Below are 25,612 nucleotides of genomic sequence, written 5' to 3'. Positions count from 1 at the left end.
GAAGTCTCCTCAATCGCCTTGCACCCGCTCCAGCAGCGCCTTGGCGGCGGCCTTCTCGGCCTCCTGCCGGGACTTGCCCTTGGCGATGGCCGGATCGACGTCCTTGACGCTGACCTCGACGGTGAACTCCGGCGCGTGGTCGGGACCGGTGCGGTCGAGCACGCGATAGGATGGCAAAGGCCGCCCCTTGCTCTGGGCCCACTCCTGCAGGGCGGTCTTGGGGTCGCGCGGACGCCCCTGCGCGGCCCTGTCGAACTCCTCCGACCACAGGTCGAGGAACACCTTGCGGGCCAGCTCCAGCCCGCCGTCCTGGTAGAGGGCGGCCATCAAGGCCTCGCAGGCGCCGGCCAGGATCGATTCCGTCTCGCGACCGCCGATCTTGCTCGACGAGGCCGACAGGCGCAGGGCCGGACCCAGGTCGGCGGCCTTGGCCACGCGGGCGCAGGTCTCGCGGCTGACCAGGGCGTTCAGGCGGGGGGCGAGTTCGCCCTCCTTGGCCTTGGGGAAGCGCTCGGCCAGGGCCTCGGCGGCCAGGAGCCCCAGCACCCGGTCGCCGATGAACTCCAGCACCTCGTTGTCGCGGACCTTGGCCTTGGCGCCGTCGCCGACGCTGGCGTGGGTCAGGGCCTGCTCGAGCAGTTCGCGATCCTCGAAGCGATGACCGATCCGGCGCTCCAGGTCGCCGACGGCGGCGCCCCGTCTGTCCTTCTCGGCCATGACTTACTTCAGCACGCGGAAGAAGCGGCTCGGACGCGCGTCCATGAACCAGGTCCACGGCTTGAAAAGGTGCGCGTCGGCGTTCCACGACAGCAGGATGATCTGCGCCTTGCCGACCAGGTTCTCGGCCGGGACGAAGCCCACGCCGATGGCGTCGCCGGTGAACTGGTCGTTCTCGTAGTTCCACTTGCAGGTCCCCGAGTCCGTCTTGAACGGCGAGATGCCCGGGTTGAAGCGGCTGTCGGCCGAGTTGTCGCGGTTGTCGCCCATGAAGAAGTAGCAGCCTTCCGGAACCTCGTAGACGCCGGTGTTGTCGCCCTGCGTGTCCGGGCCCGCGTCGGCCTGGGTCAGGTAGGTGCGGCCCTCGGGCGTGGTTTCCTGGATGCGCTTCATCGGCTGGGTGAAGCCGTAGCCGCTGTCGACCAGCACGTCGGCCTGCTCCTGGCGCTTGATCGCCTTGCCGTTGATGTAGAGCGCGCCGCCGCGGACCTGGATCTTGTCGCCCGGCAGGCCGACCAGGCGCTTGATGTAGTCGACGTGGCCGTCGCGCGGCAGCTTGAAGACGATGATGTCGCCGCGCTTGGGCGCCGAACCCAGGATGCGGCCCTTGAACAGCGGCGGGCTGAACGGGATCGAGTGCTTCGAATAGCCGTACGAGAACTTCGAGACGATGATGTAGTCGCCTTGATAGAGGTTGGGCTCCATCGAGGCCGACGGGATCGTGAACGGCTGGAACAGCAGAACCCGCAGCACCAGGGCGATGCCCAGGGCGTAGGCCACGGTCTTGATGATCTCGATGAATTCGTTGACGGCGCCGCCCTTTTCTTCTTCGGGGGGCGTGGTCTCGACGGCTTCGGTCATGCGCGCGGGGCTCTTTGCGAATGGGGGTCGGGCGAGCCCGACAGGTCTTGCTAGACGCGGTTGTCGTCGCGGGCAAGCACCGCCGGCGATAGTGACGCTTCGTGGTGCCCGTTTGGCGCCGCGCCGCCAGCTCGCCTTAAAGATTATTCATTGGCCGCCGCGTTTGGCGAATGATGTTCTCCCGGCGCTGATTTCGCCCAGGACCCGCCGATGCGCTCGCTCGCCCCGCTGTTCATCCTCACCGTAGGCCTGATGGCGGCCTGGCAGGCCAAGTCCGCCGAGGTCGCGCCCCGCCCGGTGGTCGAGGGCGTGGCCCAGGCCATCGCCGACAACTACTACGACGCCGCCAAGGGCGCGGCCGTCGCGGCGCAGCTGCGCGCCGAGGCCGCCAAGGGAACCTACGACCGCCTCACCGACCCGCGCGACCTGGCCACCACGCTGAGCGAGCGCCTGCGGCCGCTGGACCACCACTTCAACGTCTCGTGGTCGGCCGAGCCGCCGCCCGCCCCGCGCCCAGCGCCCGGTCCTTCGGCCGCCTCCGCGCCCGGCCCACCGCGCGTCGACCCGATCAGGCGCGCCAACTACGGGATCCGCCGGGTCGAGATCCTGAACGGCAATCTCGGCTATATCGACATGCGGATGTTCGCCCACTTCGAGTTCGGCCAACCCGACGCGCCGGCCCGCAAGGCCATCGAGGCGGCGTTGCAGACCGTGGCCAATACGGACGCAGTGATCATCGACCTGCGCGACAACGGCGGCGGCTCGCCCGCAATGGTCGGCTATCTGGCCAGCGCCTTCACGCCTAGGGGCGCCGACATCTACAACACCTTCAAGTATCGCGAAGGGACCGAGAGCGAGGCCCCCAAGGACTGGCACCCCGCCCCGCGCCTGGAGACGCCGCTCTACGTGCTGATCAGCGGGCGCACCGGTTCGGCGGCAGAGGCCCTGGCCTACACGCTGAAGAACGCCAAGCGCGCGGTGATCGTCGGCGAGGCCAGCGGTGGCGCGGCCAATCCGGGCGGTCCCGTGCCGGTGGCCGGCGGCTTCTCGATCTTCGTCTCCAACGGCTCTCCGGTCAGTCCAATCACCAAAACCAACTGGGAGGGCGACGGCGTGCAGCCCGACGTGCCCGTTCCCGCGGCCAAGGCGCTGGACGCCGCTCGCGCCCTGGCGCTGGAAAACCTGCTGAAGACCGCGACCGGCCCGGCCGCCCAGGACGCCCGCTGGGCGCTGGAGGCCCTGCGCGCCGAAGAAGCGCCGCCGACGACCAAGCCGCTGGCCGACTATGTCGGCGCCTATGGCGCGGTCGAGATCGTGCAGGTCGACGGCCGCCTGGCCATGAAGCGCGGCCGCCGGCCGCTGACCGTGCTGCTGCCCCTGGGCGGCGAGACCTTCACCGTGGCCGGCGAGTCGGGACGCCGGGTGGTGTTCGAGCGCGACGCCAAGGGCGCCGTCAGCGCCTTCGAGGCGACCGGGTACGAAGGCGGCGGCTCGCGCTTTCGGCGGGACGCTCCAGGAGCCTAAGCCGCCGGTACGGCCTCGATGATCACGAAGGCCTGGGCGTAAGGGTGGTCGTCGGTCAGCGACAGGTGGATCACCGGGACCATGCCCTCGGGGATCAGCTGCGCCAGCTTGGCGGCCGCACCGCCGGTCAGGGCCATGGTCGGCTTGCCCGACGGCAGGTTGACCACGCCCATGTCGCCCAGGTGCACGCCCTGCTTGAGACCCGTGCCTAGGGCCTTGGAGCAGGCCTCCTTGGCGGCGAAGCGCTTTGCGTAGCTGGAGGCGCGGTCGGGCTTGCGCTCGGACCGCTTGCGCTCGATCTCGGTGAAGACCTTGTTGGTGAAGCGCTCGCCGAACCGTTCGAGGGTCTTCTCGATCCGGCGGATGTCGCTGAGGTCCGAACCGATGCCGATGATCATCAGGCTTGCTCCAGCCTCGCCGCGTCCATCAGGGTCCGCATCCGAAGAATGGCTTGCGGCAGGCCGACGAAGATCGCCTCGCCGATCAGGAAGTGGCCGATGTTCAGCTCGACGATCTGCGGGATGGCGGCGATCGGCTTGACCGTCGCGTAGTCGATGCCGTGGCCGGCGTGGACTTCCAGGCCCAGCGAGGCGGCGAAGGCCGCGCCCGACTTCAGGCGCTCAAGGATGGCGGCGGCGCGCTCGGTCTGGCCGGCGCGGGCGGCGTCGCAATAGGCGCCGGTGTGCAGCTCCACCACCTGCGCCCCGACATCGGCCGAGGCCTGGATCTGGGCGTGGTCCGGCTCGATGAACAGCGAGACCCGCGCGCCGACGGTGCGCAGGCGGCCCGTGGCGTCGGCGATGCGATTGGCGCCCTTCACGACGTCGAGGCCGCCCTCGGTGGTCACTTCCTCGCGCCGCTCGGGCACCAGGCAGGCCGCGTGCGGCTTGGCGTTCATCGCGATGCCGACCATCTCGTCGGTGACCGCCATCTCGAAGTTCAGCGGCTTGCCGCGCTTGAGACAGAGGTCGGTGAGGACGGCAATGTCGGCGTCGCTGATGTGGCGGCGATCCTCGCGCAGGTGCGCGGTGATGCCGTCGGCGCCGGCCGCGAGCGCCAGCTCGGCGGCGCGCACCGGCTCGGGATAGCTCGACCCGCGCGCGTTGCGGATCGTGGCCACGTGGTCGATGTTGACGCCGAGCCGGAGCATGGGGCTCAGCCCTTCAGCCGGCGGCTGCCCGGATCCTCGATCGGGATCGCGGCCAGTTCGGGCGGCAGGGCGTCGGCCGGATAGGCCGGGACTTCGAGGCTGGCCAGCGCGATCAGCGGCACGCCGACATCGGCCTTGCCGCCCGAGCGGTCGACGATGCAGGCCGCGGCCACGACGTCGCCGCCGGCGTCCTTGATCGCCTGGATGCACTCGCGCGACGACAGGCCGGTGGTGACGATGTCCTCGACCATCACGACCTTCTGGCCCGGCTCGATGTGGAAGCCGCGACGGAACTTGAAGCCGCCGCCCTCGCGCTCGACATAGATCGACGGCACGTTCAGGTGACGGGCGGTCTCGTAGCCGGGGATGATGCCGCCGACGGCGGGCGAAACCGCGACGTCGACATGGCCCACCGTGGCCACGATCTTGTCGGCCAGGGCCTTGCACAGGCGCTCGCAGCGCTCGGGCCGCATGAACACCAGGTTCTTCTGCAGGAAGACCGGGCTGTGCAGGCCGCTGGAGAGCACGAAGTGGCCTTCGCGCAGGGCGCCGGCGGCGCGGAATTCTTCGAGGACGTCGTCGTTGGTCATGAGGCGTGGATATAGACCAGCGCGGCGAGTCTACAAACCGCTCTCAAAGGGGCGTAGGACAGCGGCCATGAACGACTCCCCTCCCCGCCCTCGTGTCGGCTGCGGCGCGGCCATCATCGACGGACAGGGCCGCATCCTGCTGGTCCAGCGCCGCCGCCAGCCGGAAGCCGGCCATTGGGGTCAGCCGGGCGGCAAGCTCGACTGGGGCGAACCCGGCCGGACCTGCGCCGAGCGCGAGATCCGCGAGGAACTGGGCATCGAGATCGTCGCCGGTCCGGTGCTGGCCGTCACCGACATGATCACGGCCGACAGCCACTGGCTGGCCGTGACCTATCGCGCCGACGGCTGCGTGGGCGAGCCGGCGATCCAGGAGCCGGACGCCATCGCCGACTGGGGCTGGTTTGCGCTGGACGCCCTGCCCTCGCCCCTGACCCAGGCGACGCAGGACGCCGTGACGGCCCTGCGCGGCGCGGACTGAATTTTTTTCGGCGGGCCGCGTCACGCGCGCGGCCCTCGCCTCGTCATGGCGGCGCAACCCTCTCAAAGGAGACCCGCCATGACCGCCAAGCTCGATCCCTTCGCCGCCGCTCCCGCCGTGATGAAGTCGTGGTTCACCGCCTCGACCGTCATCGCCGCCAGCCTGGAGCCCAGCCTGATCGAACTGGTCAAGATCCGCGCCTCGCAGATCAACGCCTGCGCCAACTGCATCAACATGCATACGGTGGAGGCCCGCGCACAGGGCGAGACCGAGCAGCGCATCTACCTGCTGTCGGCCTGGCGCGAAGCGCCCTGCTACACCCCGCGCGAACGCGCCGCCCTGGCCTGGACCGAGGCGCTGACCCGCCTGTCGGAAGGCCACACGCAGGAGGCCGCCCACGGCGACCTCGCGGCTCGGTTCAGTGAAGAAGAGCAGGTCAAGCTGACCCTGATGATCAACGTCATCAACGGCTGGAACCGCCTGGCCGTGGGCTTCGGGCTCTGGATCGAGCAGCCGGTGAAGGCCGCGGCCTAGCCCAGGGCGAAAACCTCGCCCTTCGACGAGCTCAGGGTGAGGCTTTTCCTGGGCCCGCGGCGCCTGAAATGGTCCTCATCCTGAGCTTGTCGAAGGACGAGGACCACACTGGGCTTCAGCCCCGCGTCCGGTCCACCGTCTCGACCGACGGACAGGTGCGCAGCGCCGCCGAGATGTTGGTCAGGTGCTTGGCGTCGCGCACCTCGACATCGATGTCGGTGTCGAAGAAGTCGCTCTGCCGGTGGTGCATGCGCAGGTTGACGATGTTGCCGCCCGCCTCGCCGATGATCGTGCAGACCTGGCCCAGCACGCCCGGCGCATTGCCGATGGTGGCGTGCAGGCGGGCCAGCGAGACGGTGTCGCGCTCGGCCTCGGGCGTCCAGTTGAGATCGCGCCAGAGGTCCTCGCGGTCCTCGTATTCGGCCAGCTTGGGGCAGTCGATGGTGTGGACGTCCAGCCCCTCTCCATCTTCCCGCAGGATGCCGACGATGCGGTCGCCAGGCACCGGGCTACAGCAGTGGGCGAAGTGCAGCGAGACGCCGGGGGTCAGGCCGCCGCCGCGCACATAGAGCCGCGCGCCCTTGCCGCCTTCGATCTTGCGACGGGCGGTGGCGGCCTCGCGATCGGCGTCGACCATGCCGGGGAACGCGGTCTCCAGCACCTGGCTGGGCGTGACCCGGCCGCGGCCGACGGCGTCGAACAGGGCCTCCTCGCTCTCCAGCGCGAAGCGTTCGAGGATCGGGCGCAGCGACACGTCCTTGAGGTTCTTGCCGGCGCGCTCGAAGGTCTGTTCCACCGAAACCCGGCCCAGGCGCAGGAACTCTTCCTTCTCGGTCTGGCGGATATGGCGACGAATGGCCGAGCGGGCCCGGCCGGTCACCGTCAGCGAGCGCCAGTCCGGCGGCACCACGGGCTTTGAGCCGCGGATCACCTCGACCACGTCGCCGTTGGTCAGGATGGTGCGCAGGGGCTTCAGCTCGCCGTTGATCTTCACGCCGATGCAGGTGTCGCCGACGCTGGTGTGGACGGCGTAGGCGAAGTCCAGCGGCATGGCGCCTCGGGGCAAACTCACCAGCTTGCCCTTCGGGGTGAACACGAACACCTGGTCGAGGAACATCTCGAGCTTGGCGTGCTCGACCAGCTCCTCGCTGTCGCCGCCATGCTCGAGCACCTGCACCAGCTGGCGCAGGTTGGCCAGCGGGTCGCGGCCGCCGGCCGCTTCCATGCCTTCCAGGTCGAGCCCGTACGAGGCGTCCTTGTAGCGGAAGTGGGCGGCCACGCCCTCTTCGTTCACCCGGTCCATCGACTCGGTGCGGATCTGCATCTCGATGCGCATGCCGCGCGGCCCCACCACGGTGGTGTGCAGCGAGCGGTAGTTGTTGCGCTTGGGCGTCGAGATGAAGTCCTTGAAGCGATCGGGCACGCTGGACCAGGCCCGGTGCACGACGCCCAGGGCGCGGTAGCAGTCTTCCTCGCTGTCGACGATCACGCGGAAGGCGTAGATGTCGGACATCTGCGAGAAGCCGATCGACTTGCGCTGCAGCTTGCGCCAGATCGAATAGGGAGCCTTTTCACGGCCGAAGACGCGGGCCGGCAGGTTGGCCGACTCCAGGCGGGCCAGGATTTCCTGGCTGACCAGCTGAACCGCCCCGCCCTGCTCTTCACGCAGCTTTTCCAGCCGGCGGACGATGGCGTCACGGGCGACCGGGTTGGTGTGCTGGAAGGACAGCTCCTCCAGCTCGGTGCAGATCCGGTGACAGCCGATGTTGCGGGCCAGCGGCGCGTAGATGTCGCGCGTCTCGCGGGCGATGCGCTCGCGCTTGGCCTGGTTCTTGATAAAGTGCAGCGTCCGCATGTTGTGCAGACGGTCGGCGAGCTTGACCAGCAGGACGCGCACGTCCTTGGAGATGGCCAGGATGAACTTGCGCAGGTTCTCGGCCTGGCGGGTGTGCTCGGCCTGGAGCTCCAGCTTCGAGAGCTTGGTGACGCCCTCGACCAGTTCGGCGATCTCCTCGCCGAACAGCTTGCCGATCTCTTCCTTGGTGACCGGCGTGTCCTCGATCACGTCATGCAGCAGCGCCGTGACGATGGTCGCGGTGTCGAGCCGATACTCGGTGAGGATGCCCGCCACCTCGATCGGGTGGGCGTAATAGGGGTCGCCGCTGGCGCGCGTCTGGCTGCCGTGCATGCGCATGGCGAAGACGTAGGCGCGGTTGAGCAGGGCCTCGTCGGCCGTCGGGTCGTAGGCGTGGACCCGCTCGATCAGCTCGTATTGGCGAAGGAACTTGCGCGGCTTGGGGGCCGGCGGAGCCTCGGGCGCCGGAGCGGCGGCGGGCTCAGACGAAGACGCGCCCGACTCCGCCTCTGACGAGACAGCTTCGGGCGCGCGTTCGGACGGAGCGGCGGCGGGCGCCGCTTCGATGATCAGAGGGTCTGCGCCGTCGGGGCTCAGTACCGCTCCTCCTGACCGCCGTCGCGGTCGCTTTGCAGCGCGCGAACGAGTTCCAGTTCGCTCATCTGCATGTGAGTCGGATCGGCCAGCAGGGCGAGGGTTTCGGCCTCTTCCTCGGCTTCCGAATGCTCGTCGACGCGCTGCAGCGTGGTGATCAGGTGCTCCTTGAGCCCCTCGTGATCGATCACGTCGTCAGCGATCTCGCGCAGGGCGACGACCGGGTTCTTGTCGTTGTCGCGGTCGACCATCAGGGCCGCACCGGCCGAGATGCCGCGGGCGCGGTGCGCCGACAGCAGGACGAGCGCGAAGCGGTTCGGAACCTTCTCGACGCAATCTTCGACGGTGACGCGGGCCATGAATTCCTCGGGCTGACCGTAAGGTCTCTCAAAATAGGGCTCCGTGCGGCGTCACGCAACGCCGCTTCGGTTGTCGCCCAGCTTTCGCGAGGCGGCGTGTATGCCTTTTCCGAAAAGCAAAGTCCAGCGTGGCCGCAGATTTCCCGAATATCAGCTGACCGGACGGGCGTCCGCCCCCACGCTCGCCTTCGCCGCGAGATCGCCCGCACGCTCTCCCAGCACCGGATGGACCCAGTCCGGCGCCACCTGCGCCAGCGGCCCCATGACGAACAGGCGCTCATGGGCGCGGGGATGGGGCAGGACGAGATTGCCGTCCGTCACCGTGCGCCCGTGGGCGATCAGGTCGAGATCCAGGGTGCGCGCGGCGTTGCGCTCGGAGCGGGCGCGGCCGAACGCGGCCTCGACACGGTGGAGGGCCGCCAGGGCCTCGGCGGGCGACAGGTCCGTCTCCACCAGCACGACGCCGTTCAGATAGGCCGGTCCGGTCGGATCAGGCCAGGCGGCCGAGGTCCACCAGCCCGACCGGGCGACCACCGCCATCCCCTCACCCGCCAGGGCCGCCACGGCCGCCTCCAACAGAGCCTCGCGACTCGTGTAGGCTCCGGGCAGATTACAGCCGAGGGCGACGACCACGGTCGCGTCCGGACGATTTTTATCCAGCCGATTTTTCAAGGAATTTGACCCGTGACCTTCTATCCGACCGAGCGGCTGGCGCTGTTCATCGACGGAGCCAACCTCTATTCCGCCGCCAAGGCGCTGGGCTTCGACATCGACTATCGAAAGCTCCTCGACGAGTTCAAGAAGCGCGGCCTGCTCGTGCGCGCCTACTACTACACCGCCATCGCCGAGAACGACGACTACTCGCCGATCCGTCCGCTGGTGGACTGGCTCGACTACAACGGCTTCGCCCTGGTGACCAAGCCGGCCCGCGAATACACCGACAGCCAGGGCCGCAAGCGCTGGCGCGGGGACATGGACATCGAGATCGCGGTCGACATGCTGGCGATGGCCGAGACCGTCGACCACCTGGTGCTGTTCTCGGGCGACGGCGATTTCCGCGCCCTGGTCGAGGCCGTGCAGCGCAAGGGTCGCCGGGTCACCGTGGTCTCGACCATGAAGAGCCAACCGCCGATGACCAGCGACGACCTGCGTCGCCAGGCCGACAACTTCGTCGACCTCAGCGACCTCGGAAACATCATCGGCCGCCCGCAACGCGCGCCGCAACAGCGCTACACCTCGGCCGACCAGCGCACCCCGGCCGAGCGCGAAGCCGAAGACGAATACTAAGGGCCGACGACATGCAGCATTCCAACATCGCCGGCGAGGTCGTCCCCTCCCCGGCCGAGCCGCCGCGCGACTGCCCGCTGTGCCCGCGCCTGGTGGCCTATCGCCGCGAGAACCAGGAGCTCTATCCGGACTATTTCAACGGCCCCGCCCCGTCGTTCGGCGACAAGGACGCCCGCCTGCTGGTCGTGGGCCTGGCCCCTGGCCGCAAGGGCGCCAACCGCACCGGCCGGCCCTTCACCGGCGACTACGCCGGCACGCTGCTCTACGAGACCCTGATCAAGTACGGCTTCGCCACCGGCAAGTTCGAGGCCCGCATCGACGACTCGCTGCAACTGGTCGGCAGCGCGGTGACCAACGCCGTGCGCTGCGCCCCGCCCGGCAACAAGCCCGAGACCAGCGAGGAGAACGCCTGCCGCCCCTTCCTGAAGGCGCGGCTGGACATGTTCCCGAACCTGAAGGCCATCGTCACCCTGGGCGACGTCTCGCGGCGCAATGTGCTCAAGACCCTGGGCCTGAAGGCCTCGGCCGGCATCCCCGGCCATGGCTCGGAGTTCCAGGCCGGCCCCTACCGTATCTTCAACAGCTATCACTGCTCGCGGCTCAACACGAACACCGGACGCCTGACGACGCCGATGTTCGAGGAGCTTTTCGCGCGGGTGCGCGCCTACGTGGACGCGGCCGGCTAGGCCGCGAGGCGGGCGCGGTCGAGACTGACCGTGCCGCCGGCGTCCAGCAGGATCACCAGCCGCCGGCCTTGATCCTCGATCGGGAACTCGACGGCGCCGTCCTGTCGCAGCAGGCCCTGCTTCATGGGCCAGAGGTTGGACGCCAGCAGGCTGGGGACAGGCTCGACGCAGGCGCGCACCGCCGCATCGACGGCGTCGGGCTCCATCGGCTTGCCGACCGCCACCACTTCGCGCGCGGCCAAGGACAGCCGGGTGAAGCCCAGGAAGCCGCCGCGCATCATCAACTGGCTGACGGCCAGTCCCACCACCGGGGCGGCGTTGGATTCGGTGACCTGCAAGGCGCCCAGATAGCCGAACAGCCTGACCTTCAAGGCCCGCAGAACCGCCGCGATCCTGGTGGCGCGAGCCGCCGGCGCCTCGCGCTTGTCGGCCAGCGTGACATAGATTTCCACGTGATCGGCGAACTCGGCCGGTGAACTGGAAACGGTCAGGGCGAAGGCCGCCGCCTCTCTCGCCAACTCGACATCCACGTGGTTCAGCACCTCGACCAGGGCCAGGACGGCCTCATGCGCCGGATAGTCCATGACCTGAAACACCGGCGCGCCGGCGACGCCCAGCCTCGTCAGCAGCGACCAACCGGCCACCAGGTCGTCCTGGGTCAACAGTCCGAGCCCGGCCAGCACCGCCCGCGCCTTGGCCAGCGCCTCTTCGGTGCGCGTCTGTTCGGCCGCCAGCAGGTCGTTCAGCGCGTCGATCTCCAGCGTGATCAGTTGCGCCGGACGCGCCAGAAGCCCCAAGGCCGGCAACAGGACGAGCGCACTGCCATGCAGGTTCGGCAATTCGGTAAGAAGCGCCTCTTCGTCAGGGAAGGCGAAGTGGGCGCTACGGTCGCTGATCGCCCAGGCCAGCCATTCGGGGCCCGTCGGGATCAGGCTCAAGACCAGTTGGGAACGCTCCGAGAGAGACCCGGGCTCGCGAAACAGACGATCGCCCACCGAAAGAACCATGCGACGAACTCCTACCGCGCACTGCGCGCCTCGCACCAAGCGGGCGCCGCGACGCTTCACAACCGGAGTTATCGTCGAAGGTCACTACCGAGAGGTGACTAGCGTGGCCGCTACCTCCTCCCCAGCCAACCGTTGTCGGCCAGCCAGTCGCGCAGTCGCTCCGGCCAGGCTCGGATCGCCGCCTTCTCGGTGCGGAACCCCATGTTGAAGGCGTGGCCGCCGCTCTGGAACAGGTGGAACTCGACCGGAACCTTGGCGGCTCGGAACTTCGCAAGCAGCTCCACCGGCGGGGCCGAGCAGCATTCGTCGTCGTCGGCAGCCAGGATGAACGCCGGCGGCGTATCCGCCGGGATCTTGTCGGGAATGCCGGTGGGGCCGGGATAGATCAGCACCTGGAAGTCGGGCCGGCCGCTGACCTGGTCGACGGCGTCGACCTTGGGGTCCTTGGCGGTCGAGCCATAGACGGCCAGGTCCACCACCTCGCCGCCGCCGGAAAAACCCATCAGGCCGATCTTCTTCGGATCCACCCCGAACTCGGCGGCGCGCGAGCGCACCAGCCGCACCGCCCGCACCGCGTCCTGGCGGGCATGGTCGATCGTGTAGGGCGAGCCTTCCTCCTGGCTTAGGCGGTACTTCAGCACGAACACCGCCACGCCCATGGGGTTCAGCACCTTGGCGACGTCGGTTCCTTCCGGGTGGATGACCAGCATCTTGTGACCGCCGCCCGGCAGCACGATCACCGCCGCGCCCGTGGCCTTGTCGGCCGGCGGCAGGTAGGCGATCACCGACGGGTCGTTGATCGACTTGGCCCAGTATTCCGCCGACTGCTCGGGGATGGCCTTGCGGGCCTCGAAGCCCGGGGCGCCATTGGGCCACAGCGCCACGCGCTGCTGGGCGCAGGCCATGGCCGGCAGAGCCAGCGCGAAGCCGGCGGCGAGGATCAGGCGGCGCATCACAGCTTCACCGTCCGGCCTTCGCGGGCCGCCTTGTAGATGGCCTCGATGATCCGCAGGTCCTTCAGCCCCTCCTCGCCCGGCACGATCGGGTCGCGGCCGGTGAGGATGCACTCCGACAAGTGGTCGAGTTGGCCGGCGAACTGGCTCTTCTTGACCGGCGGGGGGTTACGCGGCTTGGCCTGGCCGTCGAGATTGGCCCGCATCGCCTGACCGCCATAGCTGGTGGCCGGATCGATCTCGACCCAGCCCTTGGGGCCCGACACGCGATAGCGGTTGCAGTTGGCACTGTAGGTCGAGACGCAGTTGGCCGTCGCCCCCGACGGGAACAGCAGCTGGAAATTGATGGTGTCCTCGACCTCGGCGAACACCGGATTGGAGCGATCGGTCGACTCCATGGCGTTGACCGCGATCGGCTCCTCGCCGGTCAGGTAGCGGGCGGCGTTCAGGCTGTAGATGCCGATGTCCATCAGGCTGCCCCCGCCCGACAGGGCCTTCTTCACCCGCCACATGCCCGGATCGCTGGCGGTCCAGCCGTGGTCGGCGACGATGGTCGCCACAGGCCCCAGCGCCCCGCCCCGCGCCAGGGCGATGGCGTCGAGGTTGTGCGGCTCGAAGCGGCTGCGATAGCCGATCATCAGCTTTCGGCCGGCGGCCTTGCAGGCGGCGATCATCGCCTCGCAATCCGCAACCGAGGTCGCCATCGGCTTTTCGCACATCACGTGCTTGCCGGCCTTGGCCGCCCGCTCGGTGAAGGTGCGATGCAGGCTGTTGGGCGTGACCACATAGACGATGTCGACGGTCGGATCGTCGATGATCCGGTCGAAGGTCTCGTAGGAATAGCGGCTCTTTTCCGGAACGCCGTACTGGGCGCCGTACTTGGCCAGCTTGTCCGGCGTACCGCTGACCAGGGCGGTAAGCTTGGAATGCTCGCACTCGGCAAAGCGCGGCATGATGATCTGGGTGGCGTAGTAGCCAAGGCCCAGCATGGCGTAGCCGAGCTTGCGGCCCTCGGCCTTGGCCTGGGCCAGCGCGGCCGCCGGGGCCGTGGCGGCCATGGCGCCGGCGGCGAGGCCGACCTGCATGAACGTGCGCTTGTTCATCAACCCAGCCTCTCCTTGCATCGCTACCAGACCAGTCCGGTCGTCTTCAGGCGCACCCGCGCCAGGGTCTTGTCGGCGGTCAGGAACAGCGTCTTGCCGTCCTCGCCGAAAGCGCAGTTGGCGATCGGGCCGCCCGTCTCGATGACGCCGATCAGCTCGCCCGCCGGGGTGATCACCAGCACGCCGCCCGGCCCGGTGGCGTAGAGGCGCCCCTCGGTGTCCAGGCACATGCCGTCGGGCAGGCCCGGGCCGCCGGCCTTGTGCAGGGCGGCCGCGTCGAAGAACACCTTGCGCGAGGTCGGCAGGCCGTCGGCGCCCAGGTCGTAGGCCATGATCACCGGCCCGTTCGGATCGGAGACCGCCACGTACAGGCGCTTCTCGTCGGGGCTCAGCGCCACGCCGTTGGGGAAGGTCAGTTTGTCGTCGACCACCGCCAGCGAACCGTCGGCGGCCAGCAGGTAGACGCCGTTGAAGGCCAGTTCCTTGACCGGCGAGGCGTCCAGCCCCTCCAGGCCATAGGGCGGGTCGGTGAAGTAGATCGCGCCGGACTTGGCGACGGCCAGGTCGTTGGGGCTGTTGAAGCGCTTGCCCTGGTAGCGGTCGACGACGACCGAGCGGGCCTTGGTCTTCAAATCGAGTTTCGTGATCGCCCGGTAGCCGTGGTTGCAGACCAAGAGGTCGCCCTTGGCGTCCAGGGCCATGCCGTTCGAGCCCGGCTCGCGAAAGACCTTGGTCGGCGGGCCGTCATAGCCGGAGGGCGAGAGGAAGACGCTTTTGCCGTCCTTCTCGCTCCAGCGGTACATGATGTTGGCCGGCACATCGGAGAAGACGAGGTACTGGCCATCCTTCACCCAGACCGGCCCTTCCGACCAGGTAAAGCCGTCGGCCAGCTTTTCGATCCTGGCGTCGGGGGCGACCACGGCGTCGAGCGCCGGCGACAGGCGACGGATGGAGCCCAGGGTCGGGGCGGCGACTTGAGCGGACATGGAAAGGCCTCCGGCGGCGAGTGCGGCGCCGGCTCCCAGAGCCAGCGTGACGGTGCGGCGCGTCGCGGTCATGCGTGAGGCCTCCCTTTTTGGTTCTTGCTTATGACAGCGATGTCATAGCAATGCCCGCTCAGGTTGGCGAGACGTCTTCGGCGACGTGCAACGCGATTTGAGATTTCAGGAGCGGACGCGCGGCACCGCATCCAGCCAGCGGGCATAGGCCGCCTCGCGGGCATGGACGGCCATGGCGGGCTTCAGGTCCTCGGCGGATGGACGGGCCCGGGCGGCCGCCTCCAGCGAGTCGTAGAGCCCCGCCCCCAGCCCCGCGAACAGCGCTGCGCCCAGGGCCGTGGTCTCCTGGTAGCTGGCGCGGGCCACCGGCAGGCCGGTCAGGTCGGCCAGGCGCTGACTGAACCAGGCGCTCTTGGACATGCCGCCGTCGATGCGCAGCTGGGCCTCGCCCAGGAAGGCGTCGGGCGCGTCGGCGCGCATGGCCTCGATCAGGTCGCGGCTCTGCAGGGCGCAGGCGTCGTAGGTGGCCGCGGCGATCTCGGGCAGTCCGGCGTCGCGCGTCAGGCCGAAGATCGCCCCCCGCGCCTTGGCGTCCCACCATGGCGCGCCGAGGCCGGTGAAGGCCGGCACCACCACCACGCCGTGGTCTGCCTTGGCGGCTCGGGCCAGGGCCTCGGCCGCGCGCGGGCCGCCGGTGATCCCAAGCCCCTCGCCCAGCCACTGGATCGCCGCGCCGGCCACGAAGATCGAGCCTTCCAGGGCGTAGGTCGCCTGGCCGTCCACCCGCGCCGCCACCGTGGTCAGCAGGCGCGAGGCTGAGACCGGACGCGCCGCGCCGGTGTTGAGCAGCATGAAGCAGCCGGTGCCGTAGGTGGCCTTCATCTCGCCGGGACGGATGCACCCCTGCCCCATCAGCGCCGCCTGCTGGTCGCCGGCCACGCCCCGGATCGGCAAAGGCCGGCCCAACACCTGGGCGCCGACCTCGCCGAAGTCGGCGGCGCAGTCGAGCACCTGCGGCAGCAGCGCGCGCGGCACGCCGAACAGCTCCAGCATCTCGTCCGACCAGTCCTGGGCCTGGATGTCGAACAACAGGGTGCGCGAGGCGTTGGTGGCGTCGGTGACGTGGCGCGCGCCGCCGGTCAGCTTCCAGATCGTCCACGTGTCCATGGTGCCGGCCAGCAGTTGGCCCGCCTGCGCCCGGGCGCGGGCGGCCGGCACGTTGTCGAGCAGCCAGGCGATCTTGGTGGCCGAGAAGTACGGATCAAGCAGGAGGCCGGTGACGGCCGTCACCTCCGCTTCCCTGCCTTCCTTGCGCAGCTTCTCGCAGGCCTCGGCGGTGCGGCGGTCCTGCCAGACGATGGCCGGATGGATCGGGCGGCCGGTGGCCTTGTCCCAGACCACAACCGTCTCGCGCTGGTTGGTGATGCCCAGGGCGACGACTTCTTCGAGCGACGCATCCGACTTTTCGACCGCCTCGCGGATAACCGCCACGCAGGCGGCGGCGATCTCCTCGGCGTCGTGCTCGACCCATCCATCATGGGGATAGCTCTGGCGCAGCGGACGTCCGGCCTCGGCGACAGGCCGGCCCTCGTGGTCGAACAGGATGGCCCGGGTGCTGGTCGTTCCCAGGTCCAGAGCCAGGATCAGTGCTCGCCCCATACGCGTTTCCTCTTTCACATCCCCAGATTCACCTGCGACAGAGCGCCGCTAGTCTCCGGGTTCCGTGGCTTGACCTGTTTAAGCATGTTTTCATCTGGGAACACCAAGGTAGCCACAGTTCCGTTTGGCGCCCGAGGAGGGTCGTGAGCCAAGCCGCACAGACCGCCGAGCTTCTTGCCCTGGCCCGCAGCCGCGAGCCGGAAGACCGCGAACGCCTGCTCGCCGGCATCGTCGACCTTTGTGAAACCGGCGAGGCGCAAGGCAAGCCGGCCGCGCCCGAGATCCAGGTCCTGCTCGATTCGATCTTCATGACCCTGGTGGTCGAGGCCGAGCGCGACATCCGCCAGCGCCTGGCCGAACGTCTGGCCGATGCGAGCTGGGCCCCGTCGGCCCTGGTCAACATCCTGGCCCTCGACGAGATCGAGATCGCCCGTCCGATCATCGCCCGCAGCCCGGTGCTGCAGGACCACGACCTGATCCGCCTCTTGGTGCAGGCCACCCTTGAGCACCAGATCGAGGTCGCCCGCCGTCCTGGCCTGCGCGCCCCGGTGGTCGAGGCCATCCTGTCGCAGAGCGAACCGGCCGTGCTGACCGCCCTGGCCGGCAACGCCAGCGCCGAGATCAACCAGGACGCCATGGGCCGCCTCGTGGCCCAGGCCAAGGAGGTCGTGGCCCTGCGCTCGCCCCTGGCCCGTCACCCCGGCCTGTCGCCGCTGCTGGCCGAGCAGCTCTATCTGTGGGTCGGCCGCGCCCTGCGTGAAGCCCTGACCGGTCGCTTCGACCTGGATCCGGCAAAGATGCAGGCGGCCGTCGACGAAGCCACCCACGCGGCTCACCTGGGCCTTCTGCCCTCCGCCCCCGCGGCCCTCGCCGTCGAGGACGAGGCCGACCGCGAGGAGATGGAGGCGGCTCTGGTCGAGAAGCTCGACGCCGCCGGCCAGCTGCGTCCCGGCTACCTGCTGCGGGTTCTGCGCGAAGGCCGCCTTCCGCTCTTCGTCTTCGCCATGGCGCGCCTTGGCCGCTTCGACGTGCGCCAGGTGCGCCGCGCCATCGACAGCAACCGTCCGGAGCTGCTGGCCCTGGCCTGCTCGGCCGTCGGCATCGACCGCAGCGTCTTTCCGACCATCCTCGAGCACGTGCGCCAGCTGAACGGCGGGCGCCCCGGCGGCGGCGCGGAAGCCGCCCGCAAGGCCAGCGGCGCCTTTGGCCCGTTCCGCCCCGACATCGCCGCCATGGCCTTCCGCCAGGCCGTCAGCGCCGCCTGACCTTGGCGCGCCTGCCGCTTCCGCCGTCGGTCAAACACAACGAACAGCACGGCTGGACGCCGTGCTTCTGGGATGAGGCCTGCGACCCCACCATTCCATTCCGCCCGCGACTGGCCGAGATCGCCGGCCGGCTGGGCGGCGCGCTGCACCTCCCCGCCTGGACGCCCGACGAGGACTTCGTCGAAGGCTCGCTGATCGTCGAGGGCGAGACCATCTCGATCTATTACGAATTCTGCCTGGGCTATCTGTCGCTCGCCCACCCCGCCAAGGCGACGATGAAGGCCCTCCGTCAACGCCTTGCGCGCGCCGCAGACGCCGCCTGACGAAGGCTCTCCAGACCGCCGTTTGACAAGCGACCGGCGATCCCGCCACTTGGGGCGGCATGTTCCAAGCCCAGCCGTACTCGACTCGCCTGACCTTCAAGGCCAGCGACCGCCCCGAAGCCCAGGAGGCCCGCGAGCGCCTGACGGCCCGCTACGGCGACGCCGGCGATGACGCCCAGATCGTCGTCGCGCTGGGCGGCGACGGCTTCATGCTGGAAATGCTGCACGAGACGATCCTGAACCAGAAGCCGATCTACGGCATGAACCGCGGCTCGGTCGGCTTCCTGATGAACGAGTACAGCGAGGACGACCTGCTGGGGCGCATCAACGCCGCCGAGCGCGCCGTCATCCACCCGCTGGCCATGGTCGCCATCGACTCGCGTCGTCGCCAGCACCGGGCCCTGGCGATCAACGAGGTCTCGCTGCTGCGCCAGACCCGCCAGACGGCCAAGCTGCGCATCTCGATCGACGGCAAGGTTCGTATGGGCGAACTGGTCTGCGACGGCGCCCTGGTGGCCACGCCGGCGGGCTCGACCGCCTACAATCTCTCGGCCCACGGCCCGATCATTCCCCTGGACGCCCGGGTGCTGGCCCTGACCCCGATCAGCGCCTTCCGCCCGCGTAGGTGGCGGGGCGCGCTTTTGCCGCAGAGCGCGAGGGTGACGTTCGAGGTCCTGGAATGCGATAAGAGACCCGTCAGCGCCGTGGCCGATAACTACGAGGTCCGCGACGTCGTCGAGGTGCATATCTCCGAGGACCGGGGTTCGACCCTGTCGATGTTGTTCGACGCGGGCCGCAGTCTTGAGGAGCGCGTACTGACAGAACAGTTCTCGGCCTAGCCGGGAACGTCGGAAACCCGACACGGGCCTGTGGAGTGAAACCTTCGTCTCACTCATTGTTAACGCCTGTCGTGTGACCGTTCCCTAAGTAACGCCGACGGGGAGGCGACCCGATGAACAAGCCCACCGCTGAGGTGATCCAGGTGCCGAACATGCTCAAGCTCAAGGTGGGCGGACGCGGGGGCATCGACATGGCCGCGATCGCCAAGGCCGAAGCCGCGCTCAAGAGCCTGTCGGGCAATTTCGCCCAATGGCTCAACGACGAGATCGTCAAGCTGGAAGCCGCCCGCCAGGGCGTGCGCGCCGACGGCCTCAACGCCCAGACGGTCGAGACCCTCTACCTGCGCGCCCATGACCTGAAGGGCCTGGGCGCCACCTACGAATTCCCGCTGATCACGCGCCTGGCCGCATCGCTGTGCAAGCTGATCGACGATCCGGCCACCCGCCTGCAGGCGCCGATGTTCCTGGTCGACGGTCACATCGACGCGATCAAGGCCTGCGTCCGCGACGACATCAAGACCGACGAGCACCCCGTGGGCCGCGCCCTGGCGCTGGAGCTGGAAGGCCGCGTGGCCGAGTACCTGGCCGGCTGATCGGTTGCGATCAGAACTGGAAACAAGAAAGCCGGGGCCATCGCCCCGGCTTTCTTCGTTTACCCCCACTCCCGTCATTCCCGCCCTTGTGGCGGGAAACCCTGGGTCCACTTGTACGTAAGCTGCCCTCGGCGTGCCAAGCACCCCGCCCCCTCCGCCCTTGCGGCTGACAGAGGGGTTCCCGCCACAAGGGCGGGAATGACGGGAGGAAGAGAACTACTCGCCGATCCCGTTCAGGCGCTTGGCGGCCAGGACGGTGTTGGCCAGCAGGCAGGCGATGGTCATTGGACCCACGCCGCCGGGCACCGGGGTGATGGCCGAGGCCACGGCCTTGACCTCGTCGAAGGCCACGTCGCCAACCAGGCGCGTCTTGCCGTCATCCTTGGGGATGCGGTTGATGCCCACGTCGATGACCACCGCGCCGGGCTTGACCCAGTCGGCCTTGACCATCTGCGGACGGCCGACGGCGGCCACGACGATATCGGCTTCGCGCACGACCGCCGGCAGGTCCTTGGTGCGCGAGTGGGCGATGGTGACGGTGCAGTCGGCGGCCAGCAGCAGCTGGGCCATCGGCTTGCCCATCAAATTAGAGCGACCGATGACCACGGCGCTCTTGCCCGACAGTTCGCCCAACTGGTCGCGCAGCAGCATCATGCAGCCGGTCGGGGTGCAGGGCGTCAGGGCCGGCAGGCCGCTGGCCAGGCGACCGGCGTTGGCCACGGTCAGGCCGTCGACGTCCTTGTCGGGCGAGATGGCGGCGACCACGGCGGCCTGGCTGATGTGGTCGGGCACCGGGAACTGCACCAGCACGCCGTGCACGGCGGGATCCGAGTTCAGGCGCTCGACCAGGGCCAGCAGCTCGGCCTGGCTGGTGTCGGCCGGCAGGCGATGGGTTTCGGAGTGCATGCCCGCTTCGAGGGTCTGCTCGCCCTTGCTGCGCACATAGACCTGGCTGGCCGGATCCTCGCCCACCAGCACCACGGCCAGGCCGGGCGTCAGGCCGTGCTCGGCCTTCAGGGCCGCGACCTCGGCGGCGATGGTCTGGCGCAGGCGGGCGGCGAAGGCCTTCCCGTCGATGATGGCGGCTTCTGGCATGTGGGGCGCTCCTGTGCGCGCTCCCCTAACGTCTCGCCCGCCTGGGTGCAACGCCCAAACGGGCGCGAGGTTTGCGTCATAGCGCTGGCGTGAGCGCCGTTCTTTCGTGCTAGAGCCAGAACGATGGAATCCGCTTCCGCCGCGCTTCGCGCCGACGTCGTCCTGGTGGGCGGCGGACTGGCCAACAGCCTGGTCGCCCTGCGCCTCAAGGCGCTGCGGCCGGGCCTGCGGGTGCTGTTGCTGGAGCGCGAGGCCACCATCGGCGGCGAGCACACCTGGTGCCACTTCGAGACCGATGTCGACGCCGCCATCGGCGGCTGGTTGCGGCCGCTGATCGTGCACCGCTGGACCGGCTACGAGGTGCGCTTCCCCGCCCACAGCCGCCGCCTGCCCACGCCTTACCTCGCAATCACCTCCAAGCGCCTGCACGAGGTGGTGAGCCGCACCCTGGGCGCCGATGCATGGACGAGCATCGCCGTCGTCGACGTCAATCCGCACCAGGTCACCCTGGCCGACGGCCGCCGCATCGTCGCCGGCGCGGTGATCGACGGCCGCGGCGCCCGCCGCAGCAAGCGCCTGGCCCTGGGCTGGCAGAAGTTCGTCGGCCAGGACCTGCGCCTTTCCGCGCCGCACGGCCTTTCCGCGCCCATCATCATGGACGCCACGGTGCCGCAGACCGACGGCTACCGCTTCGTCTACGTCCTGCCGCTGGACGCCCACCGCCTGCTGATCGAGGACACCCGCTACAGCGACGGCCCCGGCCTGGACCGGGCCTCGCTGGGCGCGGCCATCGCCGACTACGCCAAGGCCCAGGGCTGGACCATCGAGGCGGTCGAGCGCGAGGAGCACGGCGTGCTGCCCATCGCCCTGGGCGGCGACATCGACGCCTATTGGCGCGAAGCCCGTCCGCAGGTGGCGGAGGTTGGCCTGCGCGCCGCCCTCTTCCAGCCGACCACCGGCTATTCCCTGCCCGACGCCGCCCGGCTGGCCGACAAGATCGCCGCCCTGCCCCGCATCACCAGCGCCAGCGTCCGCGCCTGCGTCGAGGCCCATTCCAAGGCGACCTGGCGCAAGCGTAGCTTCCTGCGCCTGCTCAACCGCATGCTGTTCCGCGCCTGCGCGCCGGAAGAGCGCTATCGGGTGCTGGAGCGGTTCTACCGACTATCGGTCCCGCTCATTCAGCGCTTCTATGCGGCGCGCCTGACCTGGCGCGACAAGGCGCGGGTGTTGATCGGCAAGCCGCCGGTGCCCATCCCGGCCGCCATGAAGTGCATAAGCGAGAGTTCCGTGTTCGGAGGACAAGACGCATGAACGCCCACGCCCCGGTTCCGCCCCGTCCCAAGGCGGCCGTCATCGGCGCCGGCTTCGGCGGCCTGTCGCTCGCGGTGCGCCTGCAATCGCAGGGCTTCGACGTCACGCTCTACGAGGGTCGCGAGAAGCCGGGCGGTCGCGCCTACGTCTGGGAGCAGGAAGGCTTCACCTTCGACGCCGGCCCCACCGTCGTCACCGACCCTGATTGCCTGAAGGAACTGTTCGAGCTCTCGGGCAAGCGCATCGAGGACTATGTCGACCTGCTGCCGATCGACCCCTTCTACCGTCTGCTGTGGGAAGACGGCGACGTCTTCGACTACGTCAACGACCAGGAGGGCCTGGATCGCCAGATCGCCGCCCGCAACCCGGCCGATGTCGACGGCTACCGCCGCTTCCACGCCTACTCCGAAGAGCTGTACCAGAAGGGCTATGTCGAGCTGGGCGCCGTGCCTTTCCTCGACTTCGGCTCGATGATCGCCTCGGCTCCGGCGCTGATGAAGCTTCAGGCCTGGCGCAGCGTCTATGACAAGGTCGCCGGCTTCGTGAAGGACGAGCACGTCCGCCAGGCCCTGTCGTTCCACAGCCTGCTGGTCGGCGGCAGCCCGTTCGCCACCTCGTCGATCTATGCGCTGATCCACGCCCTGGAGCGCCGCGGCGGCGTCTGGTTCCCGCGCGGCGGCACCCACGCCCTGGTGCGGGCCCTGGCCAAGCTGTTCACCGACCTGGGCGGCAAGCTGCATCTCTCGCACCCCGTCGAGCGCATCGCCGTGCGCGAGGGCCGGGTCACGGGCGTGGTGACCAAGGAAGGCTTCGAGGCCTTCGACACCGTCGCCTCCAACGCCGACGTCATGCACACCTACCGCCACCTGCTGCGCGAGGAGCCGCGCGGCCAGAAGGTCGGCAAGGCGCTGGAGAACAAGCGCTGGAGCCCGTCGCTATTCGTGGTCTATTTCGGCCTCAAGACCCAGCATCCCGAGATCCGCCACCACACCATCTGCTTCGGAAATCGATACCGGGAGCTGATCGGCGAGATCTACGGCAAGAACGCCCTGGCCGAGGACTTCTCGCTCTACCTGCACCATCCGACCGCCAGCGACCCGGCCATGGCCCCGGAAGGCTGCTCGACCTTCTACGCCCTGTCGCCCGTGCCCAACCTCGAGACCGCCGACATCGACTGGTCGGTCGAGGGGCCCAAGTACCGCGACCGGATCCTAGCCTATCTGGAAAAGCACTACATTCCGGGCCTGACCGCCGACCTGGTCACCAGCCGCTTCATCACGCCCGACGACTTCGTGAAGGACCTCAACGCCTGGAAGGGCGCGGCCTTCTCGCTGGAGCCGATCCTCACCCAAAGCGCCTTCTTCCGCACCCACAACCGCGACGACGTGATCCCCAACCTCTACTTCGTCGGGGCCGGCACCCATCCGGGCGCGGGCATTCCCGGCGTGGTCGGCAGCGCCAAGGCCACGGCCGGGCTGATGATCGACGACTTCGCCACCCTGGCCCCGGCCGCCGAATGAGCGCGCTGGAAGCCGACATCGAGGCCCCCGATCTCGAGGCCCAAAGCCGGGAAGCGATCCAGAAGGGCAGCAAGAGCTTCGCCGCGGCCGCCGCCCTGTTCGACGCCCAGACCCGGGCCGACGCCGAGATGCTCTACGCCTGGTGCCGGCACTGCGACGACGTCATCGACGGCCAGACCCTGGGCCACGGCATGAGCCCGGTGGCCGACGCGCCGGCGCGGCTGGCCGCCCTCTACGCCCAGACCCGCAGCGCCCTGGCCGGCGAGACGCCAACCGATCCGGTATTCGCCGCCTTCCAAACCGTGGCCCTGCGGCGCGGCATACCCGAGCGCTACGCCCTCGACATGATCGACGGCTTCTCAATGGACGTCGAAGGCCGCACCTACGAAACGCTGGAAGACCTGCTGGCCTACTGCTGGGGCGTGGCGGGCGTGGTCGGCGCGATGATGGCCATCGTCATGGGCGTGCCGGCCTCGGATCTCGCCACACTGCGCCGCGCCCAGGATCTGGGCCTGGGCTTCCAGCTGACCAACATCGCCCGCGACATCGTCGAGGACGCCCGCAACGACCGGGTCTACGTCCCCCGCGCCTGGCTCGCCGAACTGAACCTGCCGGTCGAGCAGTTGACCGACCCGGCCCGCCGCGCCGACGTCGCCGCCCTCGCCCGCCGCCTGGTGGAAGCCGCCGAGCCCTACTACGCCTCGGCCCGCTGGGGCCTGCGCGACCTGCCCGTCCGCTCGGCCTGGGCGATCGCGGCGGCGCGCGGCGTCTATCGCCAGATCGGCCTGGACGTGGTCTCGGCCGGCCCTGCGGCCTGGGACGAACGCGTGGTCGTCAGCGGCCGGATGAAGGCCTGGCGCGCGCTGGAAGGCGGGATCGTCGCCCTGCGCTCGGCGACGCTGGACCGGCTGGGCGCAGTGCCTGAGCGGCCGGCGATGTGGTCGAAGATCTGAGCTGCGAAACCTCGCCCTTCGACAAGCTCAGGATGAGGCTTTCTACTGAATCTCAGCGCCGGAAATGGTCCTCATCCTGAGCCTGTCGAAGGACGAGGGCCACGCCCCTACCGCTCCAGCTCCCGGTCCGGAAACGCCAGCTTCACCGCCAGGGCCACGAACAGCACCCAGCGGAAGTCGTTATAGGCCACCGCGATGCTCTCGGTCAGGGCCACGAGGCTGTAGACGACCAGGAACGGGAAGGCGAGCAAGGCGCCTCGGTCGCGGAACACGGCGATCAGGGCCAGGGTCATGGTCTGGATGTAGAACAGGCCCCAGGCGGCCATGCCGAACAGGCCCATGCCCAGCCACTGCTCCAGCCAGGAATTGTGCGCGTGCTGTGCCTGGAAGCCGGCGTTCTTGCTGATCCAGGCGAAGGGCCCCCAGCCGCTCTTGTCGCCCCAGATGGCGTGGTAGCCGAAGCCCAGCCACGGCCGCTCCTGGATCTCGACCAAGGCCGCGCTCCAGATCTTGGTCCGCCCCGTCAGCGTGGCGTCCTTGCCGAGGATGGCGAAGAACACGTCCGAGGCCAGCACGACGAAGGCGATCAACAGGCCAAAGCCCGTCACCGCCGTCCAGGTCGCCGCCGTGCCCGCCGCCGGTCCGCGCCGGGCGATCAGGACGAAGCCCAGGGCCGCCACGCCCAGCATCAGCGACACCAGCGAGGTCTTGGAGGTCGACATCAGGACCAGGCCGATCGCCAGCACGGCGAAGCCCCACCACAGCCTGGCCCGCTTGGGGTTAAGGAGGGCGGCGGCCGAGACGATGCAGAAGCCGAAGGCCATCATGCCGCCGAGGCCGTTCTTCTCGCGCCACAGGCCGCGCCAGGCGCCAGGGAACAGCTCGGTCATCACCCCGATGCGCGGTACGGCGATGCAGACCACGTAGGAGGCGATGATCAGCACAGCGAAGGTGGCGGCGAACACCTCGGCCAGTTCGCGCCAGCGGAAGCGCGCGGCCAGGGCGACACCGCCCAGTGTCGTGCAGGTCACCGCGAAGGCGCGGCGGGTGGTGACGTCCGGCGCGATCGACCAGAAGGTCGACAGGCAGACGATGCCGATCAGGGCGAACAGGAACGGCTGGCGGATGCTGGCCCGGAAGCTGTTGCGCGGGTCCAGGGCGATCAGGCCGAAACCCGCCGCATAGGCCGGCAGGTAGGCGACGCGCAGGATGGCCGAGCCGGCCTCGTCGGCGTTCTCGCCCACCAGCGGCAGCTCCCAGCCGCCGCTGTAGAGCAGCAGCAGGAACACCGCTGCGGTGAAGATGGCGATCTGGGGAAACAGGAGCCTCGGCGGCGCGACGCTGACCGGTCCGCCGTA

General features: G+C 69.2%; 27 protein-coding genes. 12 read left to right on the top strand and 15 right to left on the bottom strand.

The genetic code is table 11. The features are described 5' to 3' along the window. Positions 1–9 precede the first annotated feature (9 nt). Together rnc and lepB are read right to left on the bottom strand one after the other, a co-directional pair. Positions 10–717, bottom strand: a complete 708-nt coding sequence (rnc, locus tag SGCZBJ_RS08940) for a ribonuclease III (RefSeq protein ID WP_101717651.1) — start codon at positions 715–717, stop codon at positions 10–12. A 3-nt stretch (positions 718–720) separates the two neighbouring features. After that, a complete protein-coding gene (gene lepB / locus SGCZBJ_RS08935) occupies positions 721–1,578 on the bottom strand; it encodes a signal peptidase I (protein ID WP_101717650.1) in 858 nt (285 codons plus the stop codon). A 210-nt stretch (positions 1,579–1,788) separates the two neighbouring features. Here lepB and SGCZBJ_RS08930 point away from each other — a divergent pair, with 210 nt between their 5' ends. After that, a complete protein-coding gene (locus SGCZBJ_RS08930; protein WP_101717649.1) occupies positions 1,789–3,102 on the top strand; it encodes a S41 family peptidase in 1,314 nt (437 codons plus the stop codon). Here the strand turns inward: SGCZBJ_RS08930 and acpS are convergent. From acpS to pyrE, 3 genes are read right to left on the bottom strand one after another with little or no spacing between them, the layout of a single operon-like run. Then, positions 3,099–3,500 (bottom strand): holo-ACP synthase, encoded by a 402-nt coding sequence (acpS, locus tag SGCZBJ_RS08925; protein ID WP_101717648.1) that lies wholly within the window; start codon positions 3,498–3,500, stop codon positions 3,099–3,101. The two genes, SGCZBJ_RS08930 and acpS, sit on opposite strands and share 4 nt — an antisense overlap. After that, positions 3,500–4,252, bottom strand: a complete 753-nt coding sequence (locus SGCZBJ_RS08920) for a pyridoxine 5'-phosphate synthase (protein WP_101717647.1) — start codon at positions 4,250–4,252, stop codon at positions 3,500–3,502. Before SGCZBJ_RS08920 ends, acpS begins: the two co-directional genes overlap by 1 nt. 5 nt (positions 4,253–4,257) lie before the next feature. Then, complete coding sequence (gene pyrE, locus SGCZBJ_RS08915; protein WP_101717646.1) at positions 4,258–4,842, bottom strand: orotate phosphoribosyltransferase; 585 nt, start codon at positions 4,840–4,842, stop codon at positions 4,258–4,260. Positions 4,843–4,909: 67 nt separating this feature from the next. Here pyrE and SGCZBJ_RS08910 point away from each other — a divergent pair, with 67 nt between their 5' ends. Both SGCZBJ_RS08910 and SGCZBJ_RS08905 read left to right on the top strand, forming a co-directional pair. Further along, a complete protein-coding gene (locus SGCZBJ_RS08910) occupies positions 4,910–5,320 on the top strand; it encodes an NUDIX domain-containing protein (RefSeq protein WP_101717645.1) in 411 nt (136 codons plus the stop codon). Between the two features lie 78 nt (positions 5,321–5,398). Then, positions 5,399–5,854 carry a carboxymuconolactone decarboxylase family protein gene (locus tag SGCZBJ_RS08905; protein ID WP_101717644.1) on the top strand — a complete coding sequence of 152 codons (456 nt, stop codon included), beginning with the start codon at positions 5,399–5,401 and terminating at the stop codon, positions 5,852–5,854. Positions 5,855–5,969: 115 nt separating this feature from the next. On the opposite strand, the gene SGCZBJ_RS08900 is transcribed toward SGCZBJ_RS08905, so the two are convergent. The 3 genes from SGCZBJ_RS08900 to folK all read right to left on the bottom strand — a co-directional run bounded on the left by SGCZBJ_RS08900 (position 5,970) and on the right by folK (position 9,295). Next, the gene (locus tag SGCZBJ_RS08900) at positions 5,970–8,048 is read right to left on the bottom strand and encodes a RelA/SpoT family protein (RefSeq protein ID WP_240621458.1); all 2,079 of its coding nucleotides are present in this window, start codon (positions 8,046–8,048) and stop codon (positions 5,970–5,972) included. A 254-nt stretch (positions 8,049–8,302) separates the two neighbouring features. Further along, a complete protein-coding gene (rpoZ, locus tag SGCZBJ_RS08895) occupies positions 8,303–8,662 on the bottom strand; it encodes a DNA-directed RNA polymerase subunit omega (protein WP_058350513.1) in 360 nt (119 codons plus the stop codon). 150 nt (positions 8,663–8,812) lie between these two features. Continuing rightward, positions 8,813–9,295 (bottom strand): 2-amino-4-hydroxy-6-hydroxymethyldihydropteridine diphosphokinase, encoded by a 483-nt coding sequence (gene folK, locus SGCZBJ_RS08890; RefSeq protein WP_101717642.1) that lies wholly within the window; start codon positions 9,293–9,295, stop codon positions 8,813–8,815. Between the two features lie 51 nt (positions 9,296–9,346). Between folK and SGCZBJ_RS08885 the strand changes: the two genes are divergently transcribed. Next, positions 9,347–9,949, top strand: coding sequence for a LabA-like NYN domain-containing protein (locus SGCZBJ_RS08885; protein ID WP_101717641.1), 603 nt, complete (start codon positions 9,347–9,349; stop codon positions 9,947–9,949). Positions 9,950–9,960: 11 nt separating this feature from the next. After that, the gene (locus SGCZBJ_RS08880) at positions 9,961–10,635 is read left to right on the top strand and encodes a uracil-DNA glycosylase (protein WP_101717640.1); all 675 of its coding nucleotides are present in this window, start codon (positions 9,961–9,963) and stop codon (positions 10,633–10,635) included. Here the strand turns inward: SGCZBJ_RS08880 and SGCZBJ_RS08875 are convergent. From SGCZBJ_RS08875 to glpK, 5 genes are all read right to left on the bottom strand, one after another. Next, positions 10,632–11,573, bottom strand: coding sequence for a hypothetical protein (locus SGCZBJ_RS08875; protein ID WP_205685346.1), 942 nt, complete (start codon positions 11,571–11,573; stop codon positions 10,632–10,634). The two genes, SGCZBJ_RS08880 and SGCZBJ_RS08875, sit on opposite strands and share 4 nt — an antisense overlap. A gap of 179 nt (positions 11,574–11,752) precedes the next feature. Further along, positions 11,753–12,595, bottom strand: a complete 843-nt coding sequence (locus tag SGCZBJ_RS08870) for an alpha/beta hydrolase (RefSeq protein ID WP_101717638.1) — start codon at positions 12,593–12,595, stop codon at positions 11,753–11,755. Further along, complete coding sequence (locus SGCZBJ_RS08865; RefSeq protein ID WP_101717681.1) at positions 12,595–13,815, bottom strand: Gfo/Idh/MocA family protein; 1,221 nt, start codon at positions 13,813–13,815, stop codon at positions 12,595–12,597. The genes SGCZBJ_RS08870 and SGCZBJ_RS08865 overlap by 1 nt, the downstream gene beginning before the upstream one ends. Further along, positions 13,722–14,684 carry an SMP-30/gluconolactonase/LRE family protein gene (locus tag SGCZBJ_RS08860; protein ID WP_101717682.1) on the bottom strand — a complete coding sequence of 321 codons (963 nt, stop codon included), beginning with the start codon at positions 14,682–14,684 and terminating at the stop codon, positions 13,722–13,724. The genes SGCZBJ_RS08865 and SGCZBJ_RS08860 overlap by 94 nt, the downstream gene beginning before the upstream one ends. Positions 14,685–14,861: 177 nt before the next feature. Next, the gene (gene glpK, locus SGCZBJ_RS08855) at positions 14,862–16,355 is read right to left on the bottom strand and encodes a glycerol kinase GlpK (RefSeq protein WP_101717637.1); all 1,494 of its coding nucleotides are present in this window, start codon (positions 16,353–16,355) and stop codon (positions 14,862–14,864) included. 143 nt (positions 16,356–16,498) lie between these two features. Here glpK and SGCZBJ_RS08850 point away from each other — a divergent pair, with 143 nt between their 5' ends. The 4 genes from SGCZBJ_RS08850 to SGCZBJ_RS08835 all read left to right on the top strand — a co-directional run bounded on the left by SGCZBJ_RS08850 (position 16,499) and on the right by SGCZBJ_RS08835 (position 19,375). After that, a complete protein-coding gene (locus SGCZBJ_RS08850; RefSeq protein WP_101717636.1) occupies positions 16,499–17,620 on the top strand; it encodes a DUF2336 domain-containing protein in 1,122 nt (373 codons plus the stop codon). A 2-nt stretch (positions 17,621–17,622) separates the two neighbouring features. After that, entirely contained in the window at positions 17,623–17,943 is a 321-nt protein-coding gene (locus tag SGCZBJ_RS08845; RefSeq protein WP_101717635.1) for a hypothetical protein, read from the top strand. Between the two features lie 59 nt (positions 17,944–18,002). Beyond that, positions 18,003–18,782, top strand: a complete 780-nt coding sequence (locus SGCZBJ_RS08840) for an NAD kinase (RefSeq protein WP_101717634.1) — start codon at positions 18,003–18,005, stop codon at positions 18,780–18,782. A gap of 113 nt (positions 18,783–18,895) precedes the next feature. Beyond that, complete coding sequence (locus SGCZBJ_RS08835) at positions 18,896–19,375, top strand: Hpt domain-containing protein (protein ID WP_101717633.1); 480 nt, start codon at positions 18,896–18,898, stop codon at positions 19,373–19,375. Positions 19,376–19,591: 216 nt separating this feature from the next. Here the strand turns inward: SGCZBJ_RS08835 and folD are convergent, their stop codons facing one another. Further along, positions 19,592–20,470, bottom strand: a complete 879-nt coding sequence (gene folD / locus SGCZBJ_RS08830) for a bifunctional methylenetetrahydrofolate dehydrogenase/methenyltetrahydrofolate cyclohydrolase FolD (RefSeq protein WP_101717632.1) — start codon at positions 20,468–20,470, stop codon at positions 19,592–19,594. Positions 20,471–20,593: 123 nt separating this feature from the next. On the opposite strand from folD, the gene crtY reads away from it, so the two are divergent. The 3 genes from crtY to SGCZBJ_RS08815 are packed head-to-tail and all read left to right on the top strand — an operon-like array spanning position 20,594 to position 24,254. Next, complete coding sequence (gene crtY / locus SGCZBJ_RS08825) at positions 20,594–21,781, top strand: lycopene beta-cyclase CrtY (protein WP_101717631.1); 1,188 nt, start codon at positions 20,594–20,596, stop codon at positions 21,779–21,781. Further along, positions 21,778–23,301, top strand: a complete 1,524-nt coding sequence (locus SGCZBJ_RS08820; protein WP_101717630.1) for a phytoene desaturase — start codon at positions 21,778–21,780, stop codon at positions 23,299–23,301. Before crtY ends, SGCZBJ_RS08820 begins: the two co-directional genes overlap by 4 nt. After that, positions 23,298–24,254, top strand: coding sequence for a phytoene/squalene synthase family protein (locus SGCZBJ_RS08815; RefSeq protein ID WP_101717629.1), 957 nt, complete (start codon positions 23,298–23,300; stop codon positions 24,252–24,254). The genes SGCZBJ_RS08820 and SGCZBJ_RS08815 overlap by 4 nt, the downstream gene beginning before the upstream one ends. A gap of 107 nt (positions 24,255–24,361) precedes the next feature. On the opposite strand, the gene SGCZBJ_RS08810 is transcribed toward SGCZBJ_RS08815, so the two are convergent. Next, positions 24,362–25,576: an O-antigen ligase family protein gene (locus SGCZBJ_RS08810; RefSeq protein WP_101717680.1), complete on the bottom strand. Its 1,215-nt coding sequence runs from the start codon at positions 25,574–25,576 to the stop codon at positions 24,362–24,364. Between the last annotated feature and the right edge of the window lie 36 nt (positions 25,577–25,612).

The organism is Caulobacter zeae (genome assembly GCF_002858925.1).
In the GTDB taxonomy this organism is placed as follows: Bacteria; Pseudomonadota; Alphaproteobacteria; order Caulobacterales; family Caulobacteraceae; genus Caulobacter; species Caulobacter zeae.
The sequence above is the reverse complement of the archived record's forward strand: the minus strand, read 5'-3'. Positions and strand labels throughout refer to the sequence as shown.